Origin of the sequence: Amycolatopsis sp. NPDC047767, from assembly GCF_040704195.1 — a bacterium.
Lineage (GTDB): Bacteria > Actinomycetota > Actinomycetes > Mycobacteriales > Pseudonocardiaceae > Amycolatopsis.
In genome coordinates this window covers 193,493-212,566 of sequence record NZ_JBEYSJ010000009.1, presented here as the reverse complement: position 1 = coordinate 212,566, position 19,074 = coordinate 193,493, and the positions used below count along the sequence as shown (strand labels likewise).

Genomic DNA, 19,074 nt, shown 5'->3' with positions numbered 1-19,074 from the left:
TGCCCGACCGACTTGCCCGACCGATGACTTGCCCGACCGAGGACAGGGAGCACGATGGAAGCCGTGACCACGGCAGGCGCGCCCACCAGGCCGGACGTGGCCGTCGCCGAGTTCGCGCGGCGTCCGGTGACGCTGCTCGCGGCCGGGACCGCGGCGGTCCTGCTGGCCACGGCCGGCCGCTACGGCTACTTCGGCGACGAGCTGTACTTCCTCGCCGCCGGCAAGCACCTGTCGTTCGGGTACGCCGACCAGCCGCCGGTTCTGCCCCTGCTCGCCGCGCTGATGAACGCGATCGCGCCCGGCTCGCTCGTCGTGTTCCGGATCCCGGCGATCCTCGCCACCGCCGCCGGGGTCGTGGTGACCGCGCTGATCGCGCGCGAGCTCGGCGGCCGTCGCAAGGCGCAGACCCGAGCCGCCGCCGCGTTCGCGATCTGCGGCCAGTTCGTGGGCAGCGGCCACTACCTCGCCACGTCGACCGTCGACCCGCTGCTGTGGACGCTCGTGCTGTGGCTGCTCGTGCGCTGGCTGCGCACCCGAGACGACAACCTCCTGCTGTGGCTGGGCCTGGTCACCGCGGTCGCGCTGAACGTCAAGTTCCTCATCGGCGCGTTCTGGGCGATCACCGCCGTGACGGCGCTCGTCTTCGGCCCGCGCGACCTGCTGCGCCGGCCCAAGCTCTGGGCAGGAGCGGGGATCGCGGCGCTCGCCTGCGTGCCGACGTTGCTGTGGCAGTCGCTCAACGGCTGGCCGCAGCTGGGCATGGGCGACGCGGTCTCGCGCGAAGTCACCGAAGGCGGCGGCCGCACCGAGTTCCTGCCGGGCCTGCTCGCCGGCGCCGGGCTCGTCATCGGCGCCCTCGGCGTCTGCTACGGCCTCGGTGTGCTGCTCGCCGCGCGAAGCCTGCGGCCGTACCGGTTCCTCGGCTGGACGGCGATCGGCGTGGTCGCGGTGTTCCTCGTGGCCAACGGCCGGTTCTACTACGCCGCCGGCATGTTCCCGATCCTGTGGGCCGCCGCGGCCGTGCACCTGCAGGACCGCCGCCCCGCGCTGTGGTGGCGGTGGGTGCCGACGTGGCCGGTCTTCGTGCTTTCCGCGCTCTACAGCCTCCCGTACGCGCTGCCGGTGTGGCCGGTGCAGTGGCTCGTGGAGCACCCCGACGCACCGCATCCCGCGTACGCGACCGAAGAGGTCGGCTGGCCGGACCTGGCCGGCTCCGTCGCGGACGTCTACCGGCTGCTGCCGCCCGAGCAGCGCGCCCACACCGCGCTCGTGACCGCGGGCTACTGGCAGGCCGGCGCGCTCGACCGCTACGGCCCGGAAGCCGGTCTGCCCCAGGCGTACAGCGGCAGCCGCGGCTTCTGGTACTTCGGGCGGCCGGGCGAGAACTCGGTCGACGCCGACACGGTGCTGTTCGTCGGCGCCGACCCGGCGAAGCTCGCGCCGCACTTCCGCGACGCCCGCGTCGTGGGCTCGGTGCAGAACCGCCTGGGCGTGCTCAACGCGAGCGAGCACCTGCCGATCTGGCTGCTCACCGGTCGCACCGAAAGCTGGCCGGCGATCTGGCCTCAGGTGAAAGATCTCAAGGCATGAAGCCGGAGGACGTGCGGGACGTGAAGCTCGACTGGCGGGGCTCGCTCCTGGCGCCCCTGTCACCGCGCGAAGGGGATCCGCCGCTGCGGTGGCATTCGTGGTTCAACCGCGCCGAGACGACCGCCCCGTTCGTGCTGCTGGCGATCCCCACCGTGCTGAGCCTGCTGCGCATCGACCAGACGGGCGCCCACCGGCTCACCACGCTCGCGATCGCCGCCGGCGCCGCGGTGTGGCTCCTGCTGACCCACAAGCTGCCCGGCGACAAGCTACGCGAGAACGCTGCCTTCGCGGCGCTGAGCTTCGCGGGCGTCGTGAGTTTCGGTTCCGCGCTCGAAGCGCGCGAGACGTACTTCCTCATCTTCATGGTGCACGGCTTCTTCGCGGCCATGCGGATGCGGCCGTTGGTGATGTCGATCCTCGGCGTGGCCATCACGTCGCTGCTCATCAACACCGTCGCCAACGGCGGCCCGATCGAGGCGCTGGCCACGGCCCCGGCGATCTGGGTGACGCTGGTGATCGTGCAGACGGCCGCGATCGGCGGTGGCGGCGCGGTGTTCGCGGCCGTCGGCCGGCAGAGCGCGGAACGCAAGCGGGCACTCGACCAGCTCGCCGCCGCCGAGGCCGAAAACCGGGGCCTGCAACGGCAATTGCTCATCCAGGCGCGCGAGGCCGGGGTGCTCGACGAGCGGCAGCGGCTGAGCCAGGAAATCCACGACACGCTCGCCCAGGGCTTCACCGGGATCATCACGCAGCTCGAAGCCGCCGCGCAGGCCCGGGAAAACCCCGCCGAGTGGCAACGGCACCTCGACACCGCGAAGGCGCTCGCGCGCGAGAACCTGACGGCGGCGCGGCGGTCCGTGCACGCGTTGCGGCCGGAGCCGCTGGAGTCGGCGACGCTGCCCGACGCGCTCGCCGAGGTGGCGCGGCTGTGGAGCGAGCGCACCGCGGTGCCCGCCAGGTTCTCGACCACGGGCACGGCTGAGGCGCTGCACCCCGAGATCGAGGCGACACTGCTGCGGATCACGCAGGAGGCACTGTCCAATGTGGCCAAACACGCCGAGGCCGGCCGGGTGGGGCTCACGCTGTCGTACATGGGCGACGAGGTCACGCTCGATGTGGTCGACGACGGCGTCGGCTTCGACCCCGACAACCCGCCCCCGAGCGAAGGCGGCTTCGGGCTGCCCGGGATGCGAAGCCGCGTGCAACGGCTCGCGGGCACGCTGCACGTGGAGTCGGAACCCGGTGGCGGCACGGCGATCTCGGTGAACCTGCCCGCCGTCCCGGCTGCCACACTGGGCGGGCTGAAAGACGGCGGGATCGACCACCAGGGGGCGTCAGCATGACCGTCACGCTGCTCATCGCCGACGACCACCCCATCGTCCGCGACGGCCTGCGCGGCATCTTCACCGGCGAGCACGGCTTCGAGGTGCTCGGCGAAGCCGCGAACGGCGCCGAGGCCGTGACGCTCGCGGAGTCGCTCAAACCCGACGTCGTGCTGATGGACCTGCGCATGCCGGGCACCGACGGCGTCTCCGCCATCACCGAGCTCGCCCGCCTCGGCAACCCGGCGCACGTGCTGGTCCTGACCACCTACGACACCGACTCGGACGTCCTGCCCGCCATCGAGGCCGGCGCCACGGGCTACCTGCTCAAGGACGCGCCGCGCGAGGAGCTGTTCCGCGCCGTGCGCGCGGCCGCCCGCGGCGAGGCCGTGCTCTCCCCCGCCGTCGCGAGCCGGCTCATGGGCCAGATGCGCGCGCCGGCGAAGGAACCGTTGTCGCAGCGCGAGATCGAGGTGCTCACGCTCGTCGCGCGCGGCTCCACGAACAAGGACGCGGCGAAGAAGCTCTTCATCAGCGAGGCGACGGTGAAGACCCACCTGATCCACGCGTACGCCAAGCTCGGCGTGAAAGACCGCGCCGCCGCGGTCGCCGTGGCCTTCGAACGAGGCCTGCTCGGCAGCTGATTCCTGTGCGAAGCTGAGCCCATGTTCCCGGAGACGCCCGCCGCCGCGGCCGCGCTGGCCGTGGCCACGCGGTTCTGCTCGCCCGCCCTGCTCAACCACTCCGTCCGCTCGTACCTCTGGGGCGCGCACTACGCGGCGGCCCACGGGATCGCGTTCGACGACGAGCTCTACTACGTGTCGGCGCTGCTGCACGACCTCGGGCTCACCGCCGAGTTCGACAACCACCGCCTCCCGTTCGAGGACGCGGGCGGCCACCTGGCGTGGGTGTTCGGGGCCGCCGCGGGATGGTCGGTGGACCGCGCCGCACGCGTCGAGCAGATCATCGTGCTGCACATGCGCGCCGACGTGCCCGCGAGTGCCGACCCCGAATCCCACCTGCTCCAGGTCGCCACGAGCTGGGACGTCTCCGGCAGCCGCCCGGAGGAGTTCCCGCTCGAGGTGCGGGCGGAGGCCCTCACCCGCTACCCGCGGCTGGACTTCGACCCGGAGTTCCTGGCGTGCTTCGAAGACCAGGCGGCGCGCAAGCCGGACAGCGCCGCCGGCGGGGCCGTCGCACACGGCATCGAGGGCCGGATCGCGGCGAACCCGCTCGGCTGAGGCGTCAGGGCCAGAGCACCGCGCCACGGGCCGCGACTCGCTCCGCGACCGCGGCCACGAACTCCGCCGCGGGCAAGGGATCCGGGCGCCGGGCATCACGCAGCCGGGGTGCGACGAGGTCGGACTCAGCTTCCCGGGCGCCGATCACCGCCTGGTACGGCACGAGCCGGTGGTCCCGGACCCGGGCACCGAGGCTTCCGCGATCGGGTGCGGCGAGCTCCACCCGAAGACCGGCTTCCTGACCGCGCCGCACGAGCGCGTCGGCCTGCGGGAGCTCGGCGTCGGACACCGGCAGCACCACCACCTGCACCGGCGCGAGCCACGGCGGCAGGGCGCCGCCGTGCTCTTCGAGCAGCTGAGCCATCGCGCGTTCGAGGCTGCCGAGCAGGCTGCGGTGCACCAGCACGGGCCGGTGGACGGCGCCGTCGGGGCCGACGTAGCCGAGGTCGAACCGCTCGGGCTGGTGGAAGTCGACCTGGACGGTGGAGAGGGTGGCCGAGCGCCCGGCGCTGTCGATGACCTGGACGTCGATCTTCGGGCCGTAGAACGCCGCTTCGCCCGGCGCCACGTCGTAGTCGAAGCCGTCCAGCGCCTCGACGAGCAGCGCTTCGGCACGCGCCCAGTGTTCTGCGGAACCCACGTAGTCCCCCGAGCCGCCGGCGAGCGAGAGCCGGTAGCGCGCCGGACGCAGCCCGAGGTCCGCGTGGACGCGGCGGATGAGCTCCAGCGCGCCGCGGGCCTCGTCGGCGACCTGGTCGAGGCAGCAGAACAGGTGGGCGTCGTTGAGCTGGATGGCGCGCACGCGGCCGAGCCCACTGAGCACCCCGGACAGCTCCGCCCGGTACATCCCGCCCAGCTCGGCGATCCGCAGCGGCAGCTCGCGGTGACTGCGTGACCGGGAGCGGTAGATCAGCGCGTGGTGCGGGCACAGGCTGGGCCGCAGCACGAGCTGCTCGCCGCCCACGTCCAGCGGCGGGAACATGTCGTCGCGGTAGTGCGCCCAGTGCCCGGAGATCTCGTACAGCTCGCGTTTGCCGAGCACCGGCGAGTACACGTGGCGGTAGCCCGCGCGGCGCTCGACGTCGCGGACGTACTCCTCCAGCTCGTGCCGGATCACGGCACCGTCGGGCAGCAGGTAGGGCAGACCGGCGCCGAGCAGCGGGTCGGTGCCGAACAGGCCGAGCTCACGGCCGATCCTGCGGTGGTCGGGCATCGGGGTCTCCTCGTGGACGGCCGAGGCGGGCACCCGGGGACACGACGAAGCCCCGGGGTGACCACCCCGGGGCTTGGTTCGCTCAGGTTTCAGCGCGCCGGGACGGTGTCCGGCGTCGTCGTGCTGGCCGAGCGCTGCATGCCGGCGACGCTAACAGCGCCGCCACCGGCCGCGCACCCGGTTTTCACGGCTGCCACGACGTCTGCCCGGCCCAGACCTCCGCGCGGGTGAACGCGTCGTTGACCCAGCCCTGCTTGGCGTCGGCGTACGGCGCGACGGTGCCGTCGGCCGCGTGCTCGCGCGCGAGCTGCTCCTTCACCGCCGCGTACGCGTCGCGCTCGGCCGGGTTCGCGCGGATCCAGTCGCGGAACAGCAGCGCGAGGCGCCACGCCGGCGTCTCGGGCGTGCGGACGTGCAGGTTCACCGGGCGCTTCGGGTCGGCGCCCACGTGCAAGCGCTTCGGCCACGGTGACGCCGAGCCGTCCTGCGGGTCGTCCCACCAGTCGCCCTCCAGACGAGGGAAGCCGGCGTCGGCCAGAGGCTCGGCGAGCGCGTCGGCGTCGGCCAGCGTGGGGACCGTGAGCTGCAGGTCGAGGACGTCCTTGGCGGGCAGCCCGGGTACGGCGGTGGAGCCGATGTGGTCGGCGCGCAGCAGGCGCTCCCCCGCGATCTGCCGCAGGCGCGCGAGCCGGCGTTCGGCCTGCAGCGGCCACGTCGGGTCGGACGGCGCGATCATCGGCGACATCGGCGGACGCGGCTTGCGCAGCCGCAGGTTGGCCTCGTACGGCACGAGCCGGTCGGCCCACAGCGCGTCGACCTCGGCGAGCACGGCGTCCTGCGCGCCGCCGTTGTCGAGCCAGACGTCGGCGACCGCGCGGCGCTGCTCGTCGCTGGCCTGCGCGCGGATCCGCGCCCGCGCGTCGGCCTCCGCCATGCCGCGCACCTCCACGAGCCGGCGTACGCGGACCTCCACGGGCGCGTCGACGATCACCACGAGGTGGTACGCCGGCGCCAGGTTGCCCTCCACGAGCAGCGGGATGTCGTGGATGATCACCGCGTCTTCGGCGGCCTCGGCCATCAGCTCGGCCGTCCGCTTGCCGACCAGCGGGTGCACGATCCCGTTGAGGCGCTTGCGCGACTCGTCGTCGGCGAACGCCCTCGCGGCCAGCGCCGGCCGGTCGAGCGACCCGTCGGCGGCGAGGATGTCCTCGCCGAACGCCTCCACCAAGGCCGCCAGCCCGGGCGTGCCCGGCTCCACCACCTCGCGCGCGATCCGGTCGGAGTCCACCAGCACGGCGCCGTGTTCCGCGAACCGGTTCGCCACCGTCGATTTCCCCGCGCCGATCCCGCCCGTCAGACCCACTCGCAGCATGACCTCACCCTAGCCAGACCCGGGCGCCACCCGATCAGGGGACGTCAGAGCCCTGCACGTGCACTCGCACGGGTACACGCACACCCCCAGTCGAAAATCAAGAACATTGTCCGGAACTCGCTGACTGATCCGGGTGACACGCCGGGCGGCTCCGCGGATTTACCGGCGCGATTGCGTACCGTGCGCGGCGGAAGGGTCGCCCACACGGAGGAACGATGGCGGAAAAGCACGTCGGGAAGCACCGGCTCGGAACGCCGGGACTGGTGCACTGCGTCGGCTACCGCCCCGTGGCGGAAGCCCTCGCCGAATACCGGCGAACGTGGCTCAGCGCCCTGCTCGTCCCCGCCCAGCACAGCTTCGCCGGCCTCCGCCGCCGCGCCCGCGCCGCGGCTCTGGAACGCATCTGGGTTCCGGTCGTCTCGACGTCTTGAGCGGTGCCCGCCTGACCTACCGACCCGCACCGGCCAGCGCCGGTGTGCCCGTGGTGCGGAAGCGCGCGCGGTAGGCGCTCGGCGGCACCCCCAGCTCACGCGTGAACACCCGGCGCAGCGTCTCCGCCGAGCCGAAGCCCGTGCGGCGCGCGACCACGTCGAGCGGGTCCGTGCCCGTCTCCAGCAGCTGCTGCGCCGCCTCCAGGCGCGTGCTCTCCACGAACCGGGCGACCGAGGTGCCCATCTGGTCGCGGAACAGCCGCGTGAGATGGCGGACGCTGACGCCCGCGTCGTCGGCCAGCAGCGACAGGCTGTGGTCGGCCGAAGGGTCGGCGGTGATGCGGTCCATGATCCCGCGCAGCAGGTCGTTGCGCGCGGGCTGGGCGGCCAGGCGCACGCTGAACTGCGACTGCCCGCCGGGCCGCTGCAGGAAGACCACGAGGTGCTTCGCGACGAGCCGCGCGGCCTCGGAGCCGAGGTCCTCCTCCACGAGGGCGAGCGACAGGTCGATGCCGGAGGTGACGCCGGCCGAGGTGATCACCGGACCGTCGCGCACGAAGATCGCTTCGCAGTCCACCTCGACGCCCGGGTAGCGGCGCGCGAGCTGGTCGGCGAGCTCCCAGTGGGTGGCCGCGCGGCGACCCTCCAGCAGGCCCGCAGCCGCGAGCGTGAAGGCGCCCGCGCACACCGACGCGGTGCGCCGCGCCTGGCGGGACAGGCGGCGGACCTCGTCGAGCAGGTGCTCGTCGGTCACGGTGATCTGCCAGTTCGGGCTGCCCGGCACCACGAGCGTGCCGCCCTCGACGTCGACGTCCTCGAGCGCCACGTCGGCACCGAGGCGCGTGCCGGTGGTGGTGCGCACGTCGGTGCCGCCCGGCGACGCGGTGAGCAGCTCGTACCGCGCGCCGTGCTCGTTGGCCATCCCGAACACCTCGAGCGGCCCGGTCACGTCCAGGAGCCGCACCGCGTCGTAGACGACCACGACGACCCGCTCGCTCCGCTCCATGGCGCGCACCCCGTTCCTCAGACCAGCTTGGTCTGGACGTCGATCTCGTGCTCCAGCGTGCGGTGCACGGGGCACTTGTCCGCGATCTCGAGCAACCGCGCGCGCTGCTCGTCGTCGAGGTCGCCCTCGAGCTCGATCTCGCGGGTGATGCGGCTGACCATGCCGACCTCGGTCTCGCAGCGCTCGCAGTCACGAGCGTGGATGCGGTCGTGACGCAGCCGGATGCTCACGTTCGCCAGCGGGATGTTCTTGCGGTCCGCGTACATCCGCAGCGTGATCGCCGTGCAGGAGCCGAGGGCGCCCAGGAGCAGGTCGTACGGAGTCGGGCCGGTGCCGTCGCCGCCGACCGACTTGGGCTCGTCCACGACGAGCTCGAAACCGCCCGCGGTCACGTGCTGGGTGAAGCGGCCTTCGCCTGCTTCGCTGACGACAACAGTGCCCGGTTCCGGCTCAGTCATCCGGTCTCCTCCTGCTCGGGGTTCTCGACGGCGCCACCGCGCCGCTCCACCTAACCGAACGTCGCTTGTGGACGAAGTGGTGCCACGCCGTGGCGAGGTCCACAGGACGAAGATCCCACAGATCCGGCCGCATGGCGAAGTTCCCAAGCGAGCGTGAATATCGTATCTTCGGCAGGCGAGACGCGGATCTGTCCTGCGCGGCACGGGCGAAGGGGGGAACGGTCGTGGCCACCCGCCATCTGTCGACGCAGCCTGCCGACCAGCACAGCCGGAGCCGGTTCCTCGACGCCGCCTTGACCGTGCTCACCGACCGCGGCGTCGGCGGCCTGACCGTGCGCGGGGTGGCCGAGGCGGCCGGCGCGTCCACCATCACCGTCTACACGCGCTTCGGCGGCCGCACCGGTCTGCTCGACGCGCTGTACGAGCGCGCGTTCGACCTCCTGCGCGACGAGCTGCTCGACGTGCCGCCGGAGACCGACGACGGCGTCGCGGACCTCATCGAGGTCGCGCTGGCCTACCGCCGGTTCGCGCTGGAGAGCCCGGCCCGCTACGCGATGATGTTCGAACGCTCGGTCCACGGCTACGACCCGGACCCGGAGCTGCGCACGGCGGTGCTGCGCACGACGTTCGCGATGTTCGTCGGGAAGATCCGCCGCGTCAGCGATCCCGGCACGGACTCGCGTGACTACGGCTATCTGCTGTGGACGGCCATGCACGGCCTGGTGAGTGTCGAGCTCACGATCCGCTCGCAGACGCCGCTGAGCGACTGGTTCATCGAGCCGACGGACGAAGCCAACGAGGCCATGTACCGCACCGGTGTGCTGTCGATGATCACCGGGCTCGGCCTCCACAACTGACCTCGCCCCACGCCGGCCTTCCGGCAACTCCGCCTTCCGGCAACCCCTCGGGGTGGTCCACTTCGCACACCTCACACGCGAAAACACCGCGGCCCCGGTCCGAACTGGACCGGGGCCGCGGTGTCAGAGCTCAGTGCTGCTCGGCGTCAGGCTTGACTCAGCCCTGGCCGCCCGAGAGCTTCTCGCGCAGAGCCGCGAGCTGCTCGTCGCTGGCCAGCGTGCCGCCGCTCTTGGCCTCGGCCGGAGCGGAGGTGTAGGTCTGGTCGCCCCCGCTGCCACCCTCGATGCCGGTGGCGGCGTCGGCAGCGGCTTCGGCGTCGGCCTCGGCAGCCTTCTTGACCTGCGCCATGTGGGCCTCGTAGCGCGTGAGGGCCTCGGCGTACTGCCGCTCCCACTCCTCGCGCTGCTTGTCGAAGCCGTCCTGCCACTCCTGGGTGTCCGGGTCGAAGCCTTCGGGGTAGATGTAGTTGCCCTCGGCGTCGTACTCGGCGGCCATGCCGTACTGGGTCGGGTCGAACTCGGTGTCCGGCGTGACGCCCTCGTTGGCCTGCTTCAGCGACAGCGAGATGCGACGGCGCTCGAGGTCGATGTCGATGACCTTGACCATGACGTCGCCGTTGACCTGCACGACCTGCTCCGGGATCTCCACGTGGCGCTCGGCCAGCTCGGAGATGTGCACCAGGCCCTCGATGCCCTCCTCGACGCGCACGAACGCACCGAACGGGACGAGCTTGGTGACCTTGCCCGGCACGATCTGGCCGATCGCGTGGGTGCGGGCGAACTGACGCCACGGGTCTTCCTGCGTCGCCTTCAGCGACAGCGAGACGCGCTCGCGGTCCATGTCGACGTCGAGGACCTCGACCGTGACCTCCTGGCCGACCTCGACGACCTCGGACGGGTGGTCGATGTGCTTCCAGGACAGCTCGGAGACGTGCACCAGGCCGTCGACGCCACCCAGGTCCACGAAGGCACCGAAGTTGACGATGGAGGACACGACGCCCTTGCGGACCTGGCCCTTGGCGAGGTTGTTGAGGAACTCGCTGCGAACCTCGGACTGCGTCTGCTCGAGGTAGGCGCGGCGGGACAGGACCACGTTGTTGCGGTTCTTGTCCAGCTCGATGATCTTCGCCTCGAGCTCGCGGCCGACGTACGGCTGCAGGTCGCGCACGCGGCGCATCTCGACCAGCGAGGCGGGAAGGAAGCCGCGGAGGCCGATGTCCAGGATGAGACCACCCTTGACGACCTCGATGACGGTGCCCTTGACGGGCTCGTCCTTCTCCTTGAGCTCCTCGATCGTGCCCCAGGCGCGCTCGTACTGAGCGCGCTTCTTGGACAGGATCAGGCGGCCTTCCTTGTCCTCCTTCTGGAGAACGAGAGCTTCGACCTCATCGCCGACGGAGACAACCTCAGCCGGGTCGACATCGTGCTTGATGGAAAGCTCGCGCGAGGGGATGACGCCCTCGGTCTTGTAGCCGATGTCGAGCAGGACCTCGTCGCGGTCGACCTTGACGATCGTGCCCTCGACGATGTCGCCATCGTTGAAGTACTTGATGGTCTTGTCGATAGCCGCGAGGAAGTCTTCCTCCGACCCGATGTCGTTGATGGCGACCTGCGGGGCCCCGATGGGGGCGGTCGGGGCGGTGGCGGTGTCGGTGGTCATTAGGCGGGTTGCTCCGGTGGATGGGATCGTAGGGTGTCCAGTTGGCGGCGCGATGGGGCGTGAGACGGGAACATGCGACGACCCCACGAGCAACGTCCACCAGTGAACGACCGCGGCATGACCCGCAAACGGTGCGCTCCCCCGGCAAGTGAAGACCCAGGCAGCGCGAACCCACTGCGCTAACACGTATCGTACGCGGGCCCCGGTAGGGCACACAATCAGGGTCCCCACAGCTCCCGGTACCCTTCCGGCAACGTTTCGGCCGGTGCCGGCATTCCCCGTCATTCCCGGAAGGACCCCGCATGTCCGACCACTCGGCCGCCCCCGCGGGCACAGCCGACCGCCACGCGCACGCCGAGCTGCAGCTCGGCACGGCCGGCGTCGCGTACCGCGCGGTCGGCGGCGGCGAAGCGGCGGCCGCGAACCTCGCCTGGTGGGACGCCGACGCCGACGACTACCAGGCCACCCACGGCGAGTTCCTCGGCGACGCCGACTTCGTGTGGTGCCCGGAGGGCGTGCGCGAGGAGGACGTGCGGCTGCTCGGCGACGTCCGCGGCCGGCGCGTGCTGGAGGTCGGCTGCGGCCAGGCGGCGTGCTCGCGCTGGCTCGCCTCGGCGGGGGCCGACGCCGTGGCGACCGACCTGTCCGGCGGGATGCTGCGCCACGCGCGCGAGGGCAACGAGCGCACCGGCGTCGCCGTGCCCCTGGTCCAGGCCAACGCCGAGTACCTGCCGTTCGCCTCGGGCAGCTTCGACGCCGCGTGCTCGGCGTTCGGCGCGCTGCCCTTCGTGCCCTCGCCGGCGACGGTGTTCGCCGAGGTGCACCGCGTGCTGCGCCCCGGCTCGCCCTGGGTGTTCTCGGTGACCCACCCGATGCGGTGGATCTTTCCCGACGACCCGGGCCCGCTGGGCCTCACCGTCACGCAGCCGTACTTCGACCGCACGCCGTACGTGGAGGTCGACGACGAAGGCGAGGCCACCTACGTCGAATACCACCGCACGCTCGGCGACTATGTGCGCGCGCTGGCCGCCGGCGGGTTCGCGCTCGAGGACCTGCTGGAGCCCGAGTGGCCCGAGGGCCACACGCGCACCTGGGGCCAGTGGAGCCCGTTGCGCGGCAAGCTCTTCCCCGGCACGGCGATCTTCCGCACGCGCCGCTCCTGAGCGGCTACGCTGCGCTTCCGTGGCCACCACCGAACCCGCGGCGCGGTTCGCCGCGCTCGACCCGCTGCTGCCGCCGCCCGCGCCGTCGCTCGCCGACACCGCGGGCGAGCGCGTCAGCGCGGTGACGGGGGCGGGCGAACGCGTGTCCGGGATCGTGCAGCGCCACCGCCACGGCCCGGGCGACACTCCCCTGCTGTGGTCGGCCGCGCAGGTGTGGCAGCTGTTCCCCGACGCGGACACCGCCGGAACCGGGGGATTCGACCTCCTGCTGGGCGAGCTGCGGTCCCTCGTGGACACCGAACCGGCCGAAGCCGACTCCGCGTGCGTCGTGAACTGGCCGAGCCGCGACGCGGAGGCGATCCGGGCGTTCCTCGACCACGGGCTCGCCCCGATGTCCGCGCTCGCCGTGCGGACGGACCCGCCGCCCCGCACGCCCGCCGGAACCGACGGGATCGCCGTGCGCCTGGCCGGGCCGGCCGACTTCGACACCGTGCTCCGGCTGTGCGCGGCCACGTTCGACTACACCGGCCTGGTGGCGCACCGCCGCCGGGACCAGACCGCCGAACTGCTCGCGCCCGCGTTGCGCCGCGCGCTCGACGAACCGGCCACCTGGCTCGCGGAAGCCGGCGGGCGGCCGGTGGCCCTCGCCCAGTGCGCGTGGGTGGACTCGGCGCCGGGTACCGAGGCGGCCGAGCTCCTGCCGCCGGGGCTGTGGGCGTATGTGAACAACGTCGTGACCGCGCCCGGCCACCGCGGCGGCGGGATCGGGCGCGTCCTCATGGACCACGTACACCGCGAACTGCTGCGTCCCGGCACGGTCGGCGCGTACCTCTACTACAACCCGATGAACCCCCTCTCCTCGGTGTTCTGGCACCGGCAGGGCTATCGTCCACTGTGGACGTCGTGGGAAGCCCACCCGGCGACCGCGCTGCGCTGACCAGGACCGCCGACCGGCACCGCTGACCGGGACACCACCACCCCGTCGTGTGACGTGCGACCACCCGCCTTGCCGCCCGTTGATCATGTGCGCTAACTTTTTGCACTGACCGGTCAGTTCAAAAGTCCGGTCAGTGGAGAAATTGGAGTCCCCGTGCAGGTACGAGCCGACCGGGTGTCCCTGGAGGGACCCCACGGCACACTGTTGCCACCCACCTCGCTGACCGTCGAGGACGGCTGCGTGACGCTGGTCCACGGCGAGCCCGGCGTCGGGATCACCGCGCTGGGCCTCGCGCTGGCCGGCCGCGTCAAGCCGAGCACCGGCACGGTCACCGCCGACGTCCCCGGCCTGCCGCGCGACCTCGTCGCCGTGGTCGACGCCCCGGGCGTGAGCGAGCCCGACGAGGCGCTGACGCTGCGCGTGGTCGCCGGCGAGGAGCTCGCGCTGGCGCACCGGCCCGCGGGCAAACAGGACGTGGCGCGCTGGCTCACCGAGCACGACGCCGCCCCCTTCGCCGGCACCCGCTTCGAGAACCTTGAGCCCGCGATGCGCACGCGGCTGCTCGCCGAGCTGGCCGCGGAGCGCACCGGCGTGCGCGTGCTCGTGCTCGACACCCCCGACCGGCACACGAGCCTCGTCGAGACGTGGACAGCGGTCGCCGAGGAGCACGCGAAGCGCGGCCTCGCCGTCGCCGTGCTCACCGCGACGACACCCGCGTCCGCCCTCCCGTATCCCCCGGCCCGCATCGGGTCGACCGACCAGCCCGCGCCGGTGCGCCTGCTCGCCCTCACGGAAGAGCCGGCTGCCGAAGATCCCGCCGTCGAAGAGCCCGTCGCCGAACACGTCAGCGCTGAAGGAGAACCGGCATGACCGCCCCCGACAAGCGTGCCGGCGGCCTGAACGCCTTCCGCATCGCGCTCAACGAGCTGCGCCGGCTCTCGGCCGGCACGCTGCCGAAGCTGGCGATGGCCGCGCTCGTGCTGGTGCCGCTGCTCTACGCGTCCTTCTACCTGTACGCGAACTACGACCCGTACGGCCGCCTCGACAAGCTGCCCGCCGCCGTGTTCACCAGCGACGCCGGCGCGAAGGACTCGACGGGCGCCACGCGCAACGTCGGGCGTGAGGTGACCGACGAGCTGGTCAAGTCCGGCACCTTCCAGTGGCACGAAGTGTCCGAACAGGACGCTCGCGACGGCGTGCGCGACGACAAGTACTCCTTCGCCATCGGCATCCCGCGCGACTTCTCCACCGCGCTGCTGTCGTCGGGCAACTTCACGCCGCAGCAGGCCACGATCACGCTCACCACCAACGACGCCAACAACTACCTCGCGGGCACCATCGCGAAGCAGGTGGCCGACCAGGTGCGCAAGACCATCGCCGAGAAGGTGGGCGGCGAGGCGGCCGACCGGTTCCTCGTGGGCTTCTCCACGATCTACGGCAAGATCTCCGACGCCGCCAACGGCGCGAAACAGCTCGCCGACGGCGCCGCGCAGCTGCAGACCGGCCAGCACCAGCTCGCCGACGGCGCGAGCCGGCTGGCCACCGGCTCGGGCACGCTCGCGACCGGGCTGAACACGCTGAAGACGAGCACCGCGCAGCTGCCGAGCCAGACGCAGCAGCTCGCGACCGGCGCCGGCCAGGTCGCCGACGGCAACCAGCAGGTGGCCGACGCCGCGTCGCTCGCCGCGTCCGCGTCGGCCGACATCCAGGGCAAGCTCGACGGCTACCGCGCCCAGCTGAACACCGACCTGCATAACGCGGGCCTGTCCGACACCCAGGTCAACGGCATCCTGGCGCAGCTCGACCAGCTGCGCTCGCCCGTCGACCAGGCGAACACCAAGATCCAGGCCGCCAACGGCGACCTCGCCAAGCTCGCGAGCGGCGCCCGCCAGGTTTCGGACGGTGCCCACCAGCTCGCCTCGGCCACACCGCAGCTGACCAGCGGGATCGCGCAGGCGTCCGACGGCGCGAACCAGCTGCGCGACGGCGCGGCCAAGCTCGACGACGGGGAGAAGACCGCCGTCACCGGCACCGACCAGCTCGCGAGCGGGGCGAACCAGCTGCGCGACGGGCTGTCGTCGGGCCTGTCGCAGATCCCGAACCCGGACGACCCGACGCGCACGGCCACGGCGAACACCATCGCCGACCCGGTCGCGGTCACGGCCAACGGCGTCGCTTCGGCGGGCACGTACGGCGCGGGGCTGGCCCCGTTCTTCATCTCGCTGGCCACGTGGATCGGCGCGTTCGTGCTGTTCCTGCTCATCCGGCCGCTGTCCACCCGGGCGCTCACCGCGGGCGCCGCGCCGCTGCGGGTCGCGCTCGGCGGCTGGCTGTCCTCGGCCGTGCTCGGCATCGCGCAGGTGATCGTGCTGTTCGCCGCGGTGACGTGGCTGGTCGGCATCCACATCGCGCATCCGCTGGGCGCCATCGGGTTCGCGATCCTCGTCTCGCTGGCGTTCACGTCGGTGGTGCACGCGCTCAACGCGTTCTTCGGCGCCGTCGGCAAGTTCCTCGGCCTGGTGCTGCTGGTGCTGCAGCTGGTGAGCGCGGGCGGCACGTTCCCGTGGCAGACGATTCCCGACGCCCTCTACCCGCTGCACGTCGTGCTGCCGATGGGCTACGCCATCGACGGTTTCCGGCACCTGCTCTACAGCGGCGCGTCGCTGCAGATCCTCGGCGACGTCGGGGTGCTGCTGGCCTACCTCGTCGGCGGGATCGTGCTGTCGACCCTGGCGGCGCGCAAGCACCGGGTCTGGACGGTGTCCGCCCTCAAACCCGAGCTCAGCCTGTGAGGGAGACGACCAAGCGGAAGCTCTTCGAGGCGACCCTGCGGCTTTCGGCCAGCAGGGGCCTCGTGGGGCTGACGGTGGACGAGATCGCGACCGAAGCCGGCGTCGCCAAGGGCACGGTGTACTACAACTTCGGGTCCAAGGACGGGCTGGTCGACAGCCTGCTCCGGTTCGGCGTCGACCTGCTGGCGGGGCGCCTGCGCGCCGCCGTGACGGACGGCGAGCCGCTCGACGTGATCGAGGCGCAGGTCGACACGACGCTGCAGTTCATCGCCGAGTACCCCGGGTTCTCGCAGATCGTGGTGAGCGAGTTGTGGCGCACGCCGGGCCAGTGGCACGACACGCTGGCGCTGTTGCGCGAGGAGATCATCTCGATCGTGAAGGGGCAGCTGCACCGGCTCGACGAGGCCGGCCGGCTGCCCGCGGGCGTCGCCATCGAGACCGCGGCGGCGGGCCTGTTCGGCACGATGCTCGTCGTCGCGCTCGACTGGCAGGTCTTCCAGCCCACCCGCACCCGGGCCGACGTGCGCGACTCGGTGATGGTGCTGATCCGGGGCCTCGGCCGTGGCTGAGACCCCGGACGGTTCTTCCGCGCGCCGGGTCAGCCGCAGTTGGCGCAGCAGCCGCAGCCCTTGCCGGTGCACGCGGCGCAGCAGCCGTGGCGCATGACGAACTTGAAGAGCCGCTTGATCATCTCTCGGTCCTCCGCTATCGATCGACACCAACGCATGTCACGCTAAGTGAGGCGACCGTGACGCGGGTACCGCTGACCGGGCGGGTGACACGGGTGAATCACCCCACCGTGGTGCCCCACTAGGCTGGCGCCGTGAAACTCCACGTCGGCTGCGCGATGTGGACGCACGCGCCCTGGCAGGGCCGGCTCCTGCCGCACCCCCTGGCACCTCGGGAGCGCCTGCGCGCGTACGCGACGTGGTGCAACGCGGTCGAAGGCAACACGACGTTCTACGCCACGCCGTCGCGCGCCACGGTCGAGACCTGGGCCGAGCAGACGGCGGCCGATTTCCGGTTCGTGCTCAAGCTGCCGAAGGCCATCACGCACGAGCGCGGTCTCGGCGACGTCGACGCGGTGCTGGCCCCGTTCCTCGCGGCGATCGAGCCGCTGGGCCAACGCGCCCACACGCTGTGGATCCAGCTCCCGCCGTCGTTCTCACCGGAGGCCCTCGGCGCCCTCGCCGGGTTCCTGCGGCGCTTGCCCCGCGAGTACCGCTACGCCGTCGAGGTCCGCGACCGCGCGTTCTTCGAAGACGCACGCGCCGCCCAGGCTCTGGAACGCGTCCTCGCCGGCGCCGCAGCCGAGTGGATCACCTTCGACACCACGGTGTTGTTCTCCCGGCCGCCGACGTCCGAAGCCGAACAAGAGGCGTGGCTGAAGAAGCCCCGCATGCCGCGGCGCATCCGCGCGCTCACCGCGAACCCCGTGGTCCGCTACCTCGGCCGCGACGACCCCGAGGAAACCGCCGCGGGCTGGCACCCCTGGGCCGACGCCGTGGCGCACTGGCTGCGCGAAGGGCGCTCCCCCACGGTCTTCCTCCACACCCCGGACAACGCCGACGCGCTGCTGCTGGCCCGCCGCTTCCACGACGACGTGCGGGCGCGCGTGCCCGAGCTGGCGCCCCTGGCCGAACCGATGCCGGTGGGACCGCCGACGTTGTTCTGAGCCGCACTGTCCACACCGGACGTTCGGTCTGCACCGTGGCGGCGCCATTTGGTGCTCGGTCTCGCGCGGTCGCTCCACACGCACCTTCACGATCACCGCGCACTCACTCGTCCGGCGCCGCCCGCAACGCTTCCTCGGCGGTGAGTGGTCCGGACCTTCCGCGGCGTTCCGCGACGGAGCGGAGCTCGCGGGCCAGCCGTTCCGCGGCGGGACCGAAGAAGGCGCTGTCGAACTCGGTCGCGATGGCCGCGGCGTCGGCCGCCAGGTCGCGGCCCGCGGGGGTGAGGGAGACGCGGACGGCGCGGGCGTCGCGTTCGTGGGCGGTGCGGGTGAGCAGGCCGCGGACTTCCAGCGCCCGCAGGACTTTCGACGTCATCATGCGATCGGCGCCGGCGTGCTCGGCCACTTCCTGCTGGGTGGCGGGGCCGGCGGTGCGCTCGAGGCGGGCGGCCGTGGACAGCAGGAGGAACTGCGTGGGCGTCAGGCCCAGCGGGCGCAGCCGGACGTCGAGCGCGGCGCGCCAGGCCAGGGCCGCCTGGTGGAGCCAGAAACCGGCGCCGGAGGCCGCGCCGTTGTCCGCGATGTCGGAGATCTCGTACATCGTGTCTCCCGTTCGCGGGCCGCGGCCGCCGCAGGTGCGGCCGCGGCGCGCGGGTCGTCAGCGGGCGGCCAGCGGCAGGTCGAACCGGCCGAACACCCAGGTGCCCGGGGCGTCGGCGTTGTCGCCGGCCCAGAACTCGAGCCAGTGCTCGGTGAACTCGTCGGCCGTGAGGTAGCCGTCGCCGTTGAGGTCCAGCACCGGGAACACGGTGTCGGTGTCGGTGGCCGTGCCGCTCCAGGTCTCGATGAGCCGCCGGTACTCCTCGCGCGAGATGCGCTCGTCGCCGTTCTCGTCGATGGCCTCGAACATCGCGGCCGCGGTGCCGCGCACCGAGTCGGGCATGTCCCCCAGCTGGTCCACCACGAGCAGGACCTCGTCGAGTGTCACCTTCTCGTCGCGGTCGATGTCGGACGCGGCGAGCAGCGTGGTCCACCAGCCCATCATGATCTCGCTCAGACGGGCGGCCTGCGGCGAGTCGGGGGCGAGGCCGCGCGCCTTCGTCCAGCGGTCGGTGAGCGCCTGGAAGTCGGCCTCGGTCAGGAATCCGTCGCCGTCGACGTCCATCGCCCCGAACACCGTGGAGATCTTGCGTCTCTGCAGTTCACTCGCCATCGTTCGCCGTCCTTTCTCCGATCCCCCTTGGCCGGGGACCCCGTGGGCGAAGCTCAGCGTTGTCGCGACTCAAGATCACCTGCACCGGCACCCGGGTTCTCCCCCGGCCCGACCCGGTGATTTCGTTAGTGACGCGAAGTAACC

19 protein-coding genes are annotated in these 19,074 nt (G+C 72.2%); 12 read left to right on the top strand and 7 right to left on the bottom strand.

Annotation, left to right across the window (positions count from 1 at the left end):
• Window positions 1-54 precede the first annotated feature (54 nt).
• Genes AB0878_RS19105 through AB0878_RS19090 form a run of 4 tightly spaced genes read left to right on the top strand, consistent with a single transcriptional unit; the run spans window position 55 to window position 4,153 of the window.
• Window positions 55-1,590, top strand: coding sequence for a glycosyltransferase family 39 protein (locus AB0878_RS19105; protein ID WP_366581491.1), 1,536 nt, complete (start codon window positions 55-57; stop codon window positions 1,588-1,590).
• On the top strand, window positions 1,587-2,933 hold the full coding sequence (locus AB0878_RS19100) for a sensor histidine kinase (RefSeq protein ID WP_366581489.1): 1,347 nt from the start codon (window positions 1,587-1,589) through the stop codon (window positions 2,931-2,933). Before AB0878_RS19105 ends, AB0878_RS19100 begins: the two co-directional genes overlap by 4 nt.
• Complete coding sequence (locus AB0878_RS19095) at window positions 2,930-3,556, top strand: response regulator transcription factor (RefSeq protein WP_366581488.1); 627 nt, start codon at window positions 2,930-2,932, stop codon at window positions 3,554-3,556. Before AB0878_RS19100 ends, AB0878_RS19095 begins: the two co-directional genes overlap by 4 nt.
• Window positions 3,557-3,577: 21 nt before the next feature.
• Window positions 3,578-4,153: an HD domain-containing protein gene (locus AB0878_RS19090; RefSeq protein ID WP_366581486.1), complete on the top strand. Its 576-nt coding sequence runs from the start codon at window positions 3,578-3,580 to the stop codon at window positions 4,151-4,153.
• A gap of 4 nt (window positions 4,154-4,157) precedes the next feature.
• Here the strand turns inward: AB0878_RS19090 and thrS are convergent, their stop codons facing one another.
• On the bottom strand, window positions 4,158-5,399 hold the full coding sequence (thrS, locus tag AB0878_RS19085) for a threonine--tRNA ligase (protein WP_366581484.1): 1,242 nt from the start codon (window positions 5,397-5,399) through the stop codon (window positions 4,158-4,160).
• A gap of 151 nt (window positions 5,400-5,550) precedes the next feature.
• Window positions 5,551-6,738 carry a dephospho-CoA kinase gene (gene coaE / locus AB0878_RS19080; RefSeq protein WP_366581482.1) on the bottom strand — a complete coding sequence of 396 codons (1,188 nt, stop codon included), beginning with the start codon at window positions 6,736-6,738 and terminating at the stop codon, window positions 5,551-5,553.
• 215 nt (window positions 6,739-6,953) lie between these two features.
• Here coaE and AB0878_RS19075 point away from each other — a divergent pair, with 215 nt between their 5' ends.
• Window positions 6,954-7,169: a hypothetical protein gene (locus AB0878_RS19075; protein ID WP_220242033.1), complete on the top strand. Its 216-nt coding sequence runs from the start codon at window positions 6,954-6,956 to the stop codon at window positions 7,167-7,169.
• Between the two features lie 16 nt (window positions 7,170-7,185).
• On the opposite strand, the gene AB0878_RS19070 is transcribed toward AB0878_RS19075, so the two are convergent.
• The gene (locus AB0878_RS19070; protein ID WP_366581480.1) at window positions 7,186-8,175 is read right to left on the bottom strand and encodes a DJ-1/PfpI family protein; all 990 of its coding nucleotides are present in this window, start codon (window positions 8,173-8,175) and stop codon (window positions 7,186-7,188) included.
• Between the two features lie 17 nt (window positions 8,176-8,192).
• Entirely contained in the window at window positions 8,193-8,633 is a 441-nt protein-coding gene (locus AB0878_RS19065) for an OsmC family protein (RefSeq protein ID WP_366581478.1), read from the bottom strand.
• A 224-nt stretch (window positions 8,634-8,857) separates the two neighbouring features.
• Here AB0878_RS19065 and AB0878_RS19060 point away from each other — a divergent pair, with 224 nt between their 5' ends.
• Window positions 8,858-9,490 carry a TetR/AcrR family transcriptional regulator gene (locus AB0878_RS19060; RefSeq protein ID WP_366581476.1) on the top strand — a complete coding sequence of 211 codons (633 nt, stop codon included), beginning with the start codon at window positions 8,858-8,860 and terminating at the stop codon, window positions 9,488-9,490.
• 157 nt (window positions 9,491-9,647) lie between these two features.
• On the opposite strand, the gene rpsA is transcribed toward AB0878_RS19060, so the two are convergent.
• Window positions 9,648-11,150 carry a 30S ribosomal protein S1 gene (gene rpsA, locus AB0878_RS19055; RefSeq protein WP_364060441.1) on the bottom strand — a complete coding sequence of 501 codons (1,503 nt, stop codon included), beginning with the start codon at window positions 11,148-11,150 and terminating at the stop codon, window positions 9,648-9,650.
• Between the two features lie 302 nt (window positions 11,151-11,452).
• On the opposite strand from rpsA, the gene AB0878_RS19050 reads away from it, so the two are divergent.
• The 6 genes from AB0878_RS19050 to AB0878_RS19025 all read left to right on the top strand — a co-directional run bounded on the left by AB0878_RS19050 (window position 11,453) and on the right by AB0878_RS19025 (window position 17,717).
• A complete protein-coding gene (locus tag AB0878_RS19050) occupies window positions 11,453-12,313 on the top strand; it encodes a class I SAM-dependent methyltransferase (RefSeq protein ID WP_366581474.1) in 861 nt (286 codons plus the stop codon).
• A gap of 19 nt (window positions 12,314-12,332) precedes the next feature.
• Complete coding sequence (locus AB0878_RS19045; RefSeq protein WP_366581472.1) at window positions 12,333-13,250, top strand: GNAT family N-acetyltransferase; 918 nt, start codon at window positions 12,333-12,335, stop codon at window positions 13,248-13,250.
• Window positions 13,251-13,403: 153 nt separating this feature from the next.
• Window positions 13,404-14,120, top strand: coding sequence for an ABC transporter ATP-binding protein (locus AB0878_RS19040; protein WP_366581470.1), 717 nt, complete (start codon window positions 13,404-13,406; stop codon window positions 14,118-14,120).
• Between the two features lie 26 nt (window positions 14,121-14,146).
• Window positions 14,147-16,042 (top strand): YhgE/Pip domain-containing protein, encoded by a 1,896-nt coding sequence (locus AB0878_RS19035; RefSeq protein WP_366581648.1) that lies wholly within the window; start codon window positions 14,147-14,149, stop codon window positions 16,040-16,042.
• Window positions 16,039-16,611: a TetR/AcrR family transcriptional regulator gene (locus AB0878_RS19030; protein WP_366581468.1), complete on the top strand. Its 573-nt coding sequence runs from the start codon at window positions 16,039-16,041 to the stop codon at window positions 16,609-16,611. The genes AB0878_RS19035 and AB0878_RS19030 overlap by 4 nt, the downstream gene beginning before the upstream one ends.
• A 278-nt stretch (window positions 16,612-16,889) precedes the next feature.
• On the top strand, window positions 16,890-17,717 hold the full coding sequence (locus AB0878_RS19025; RefSeq protein WP_366581647.1) for a DUF72 domain-containing protein: 828 nt from the start codon (window positions 16,890-16,892) through the stop codon (window positions 17,715-17,717).
• 103 nt (window positions 17,718-17,820) lie between these two features.
• Here the strand turns inward: AB0878_RS19025 and AB0878_RS19020 are convergent, their stop codons facing one another.
• Together AB0878_RS19020 and AB0878_RS19015 are read right to left on the bottom strand one after the other, a co-directional pair.
• Window positions 17,821-18,318: a MarR family transcriptional regulator gene (locus tag AB0878_RS19020; RefSeq protein ID WP_366581467.1), complete on the bottom strand. Its 498-nt coding sequence runs from the start codon at window positions 18,316-18,318 to the stop codon at window positions 17,821-17,823.
• A 57-nt stretch (window positions 18,319-18,375) separates the two neighbouring features.
• Window positions 18,376-18,930 (bottom strand): EF-hand domain-containing protein, encoded by a 555-nt coding sequence (locus tag AB0878_RS19015; RefSeq protein ID WP_366581465.1) that lies wholly within the window; start codon window positions 18,928-18,930, stop codon window positions 18,376-18,378.
• Between the last annotated feature and the right edge of the window lie 144 nt (window positions 18,931-19,074).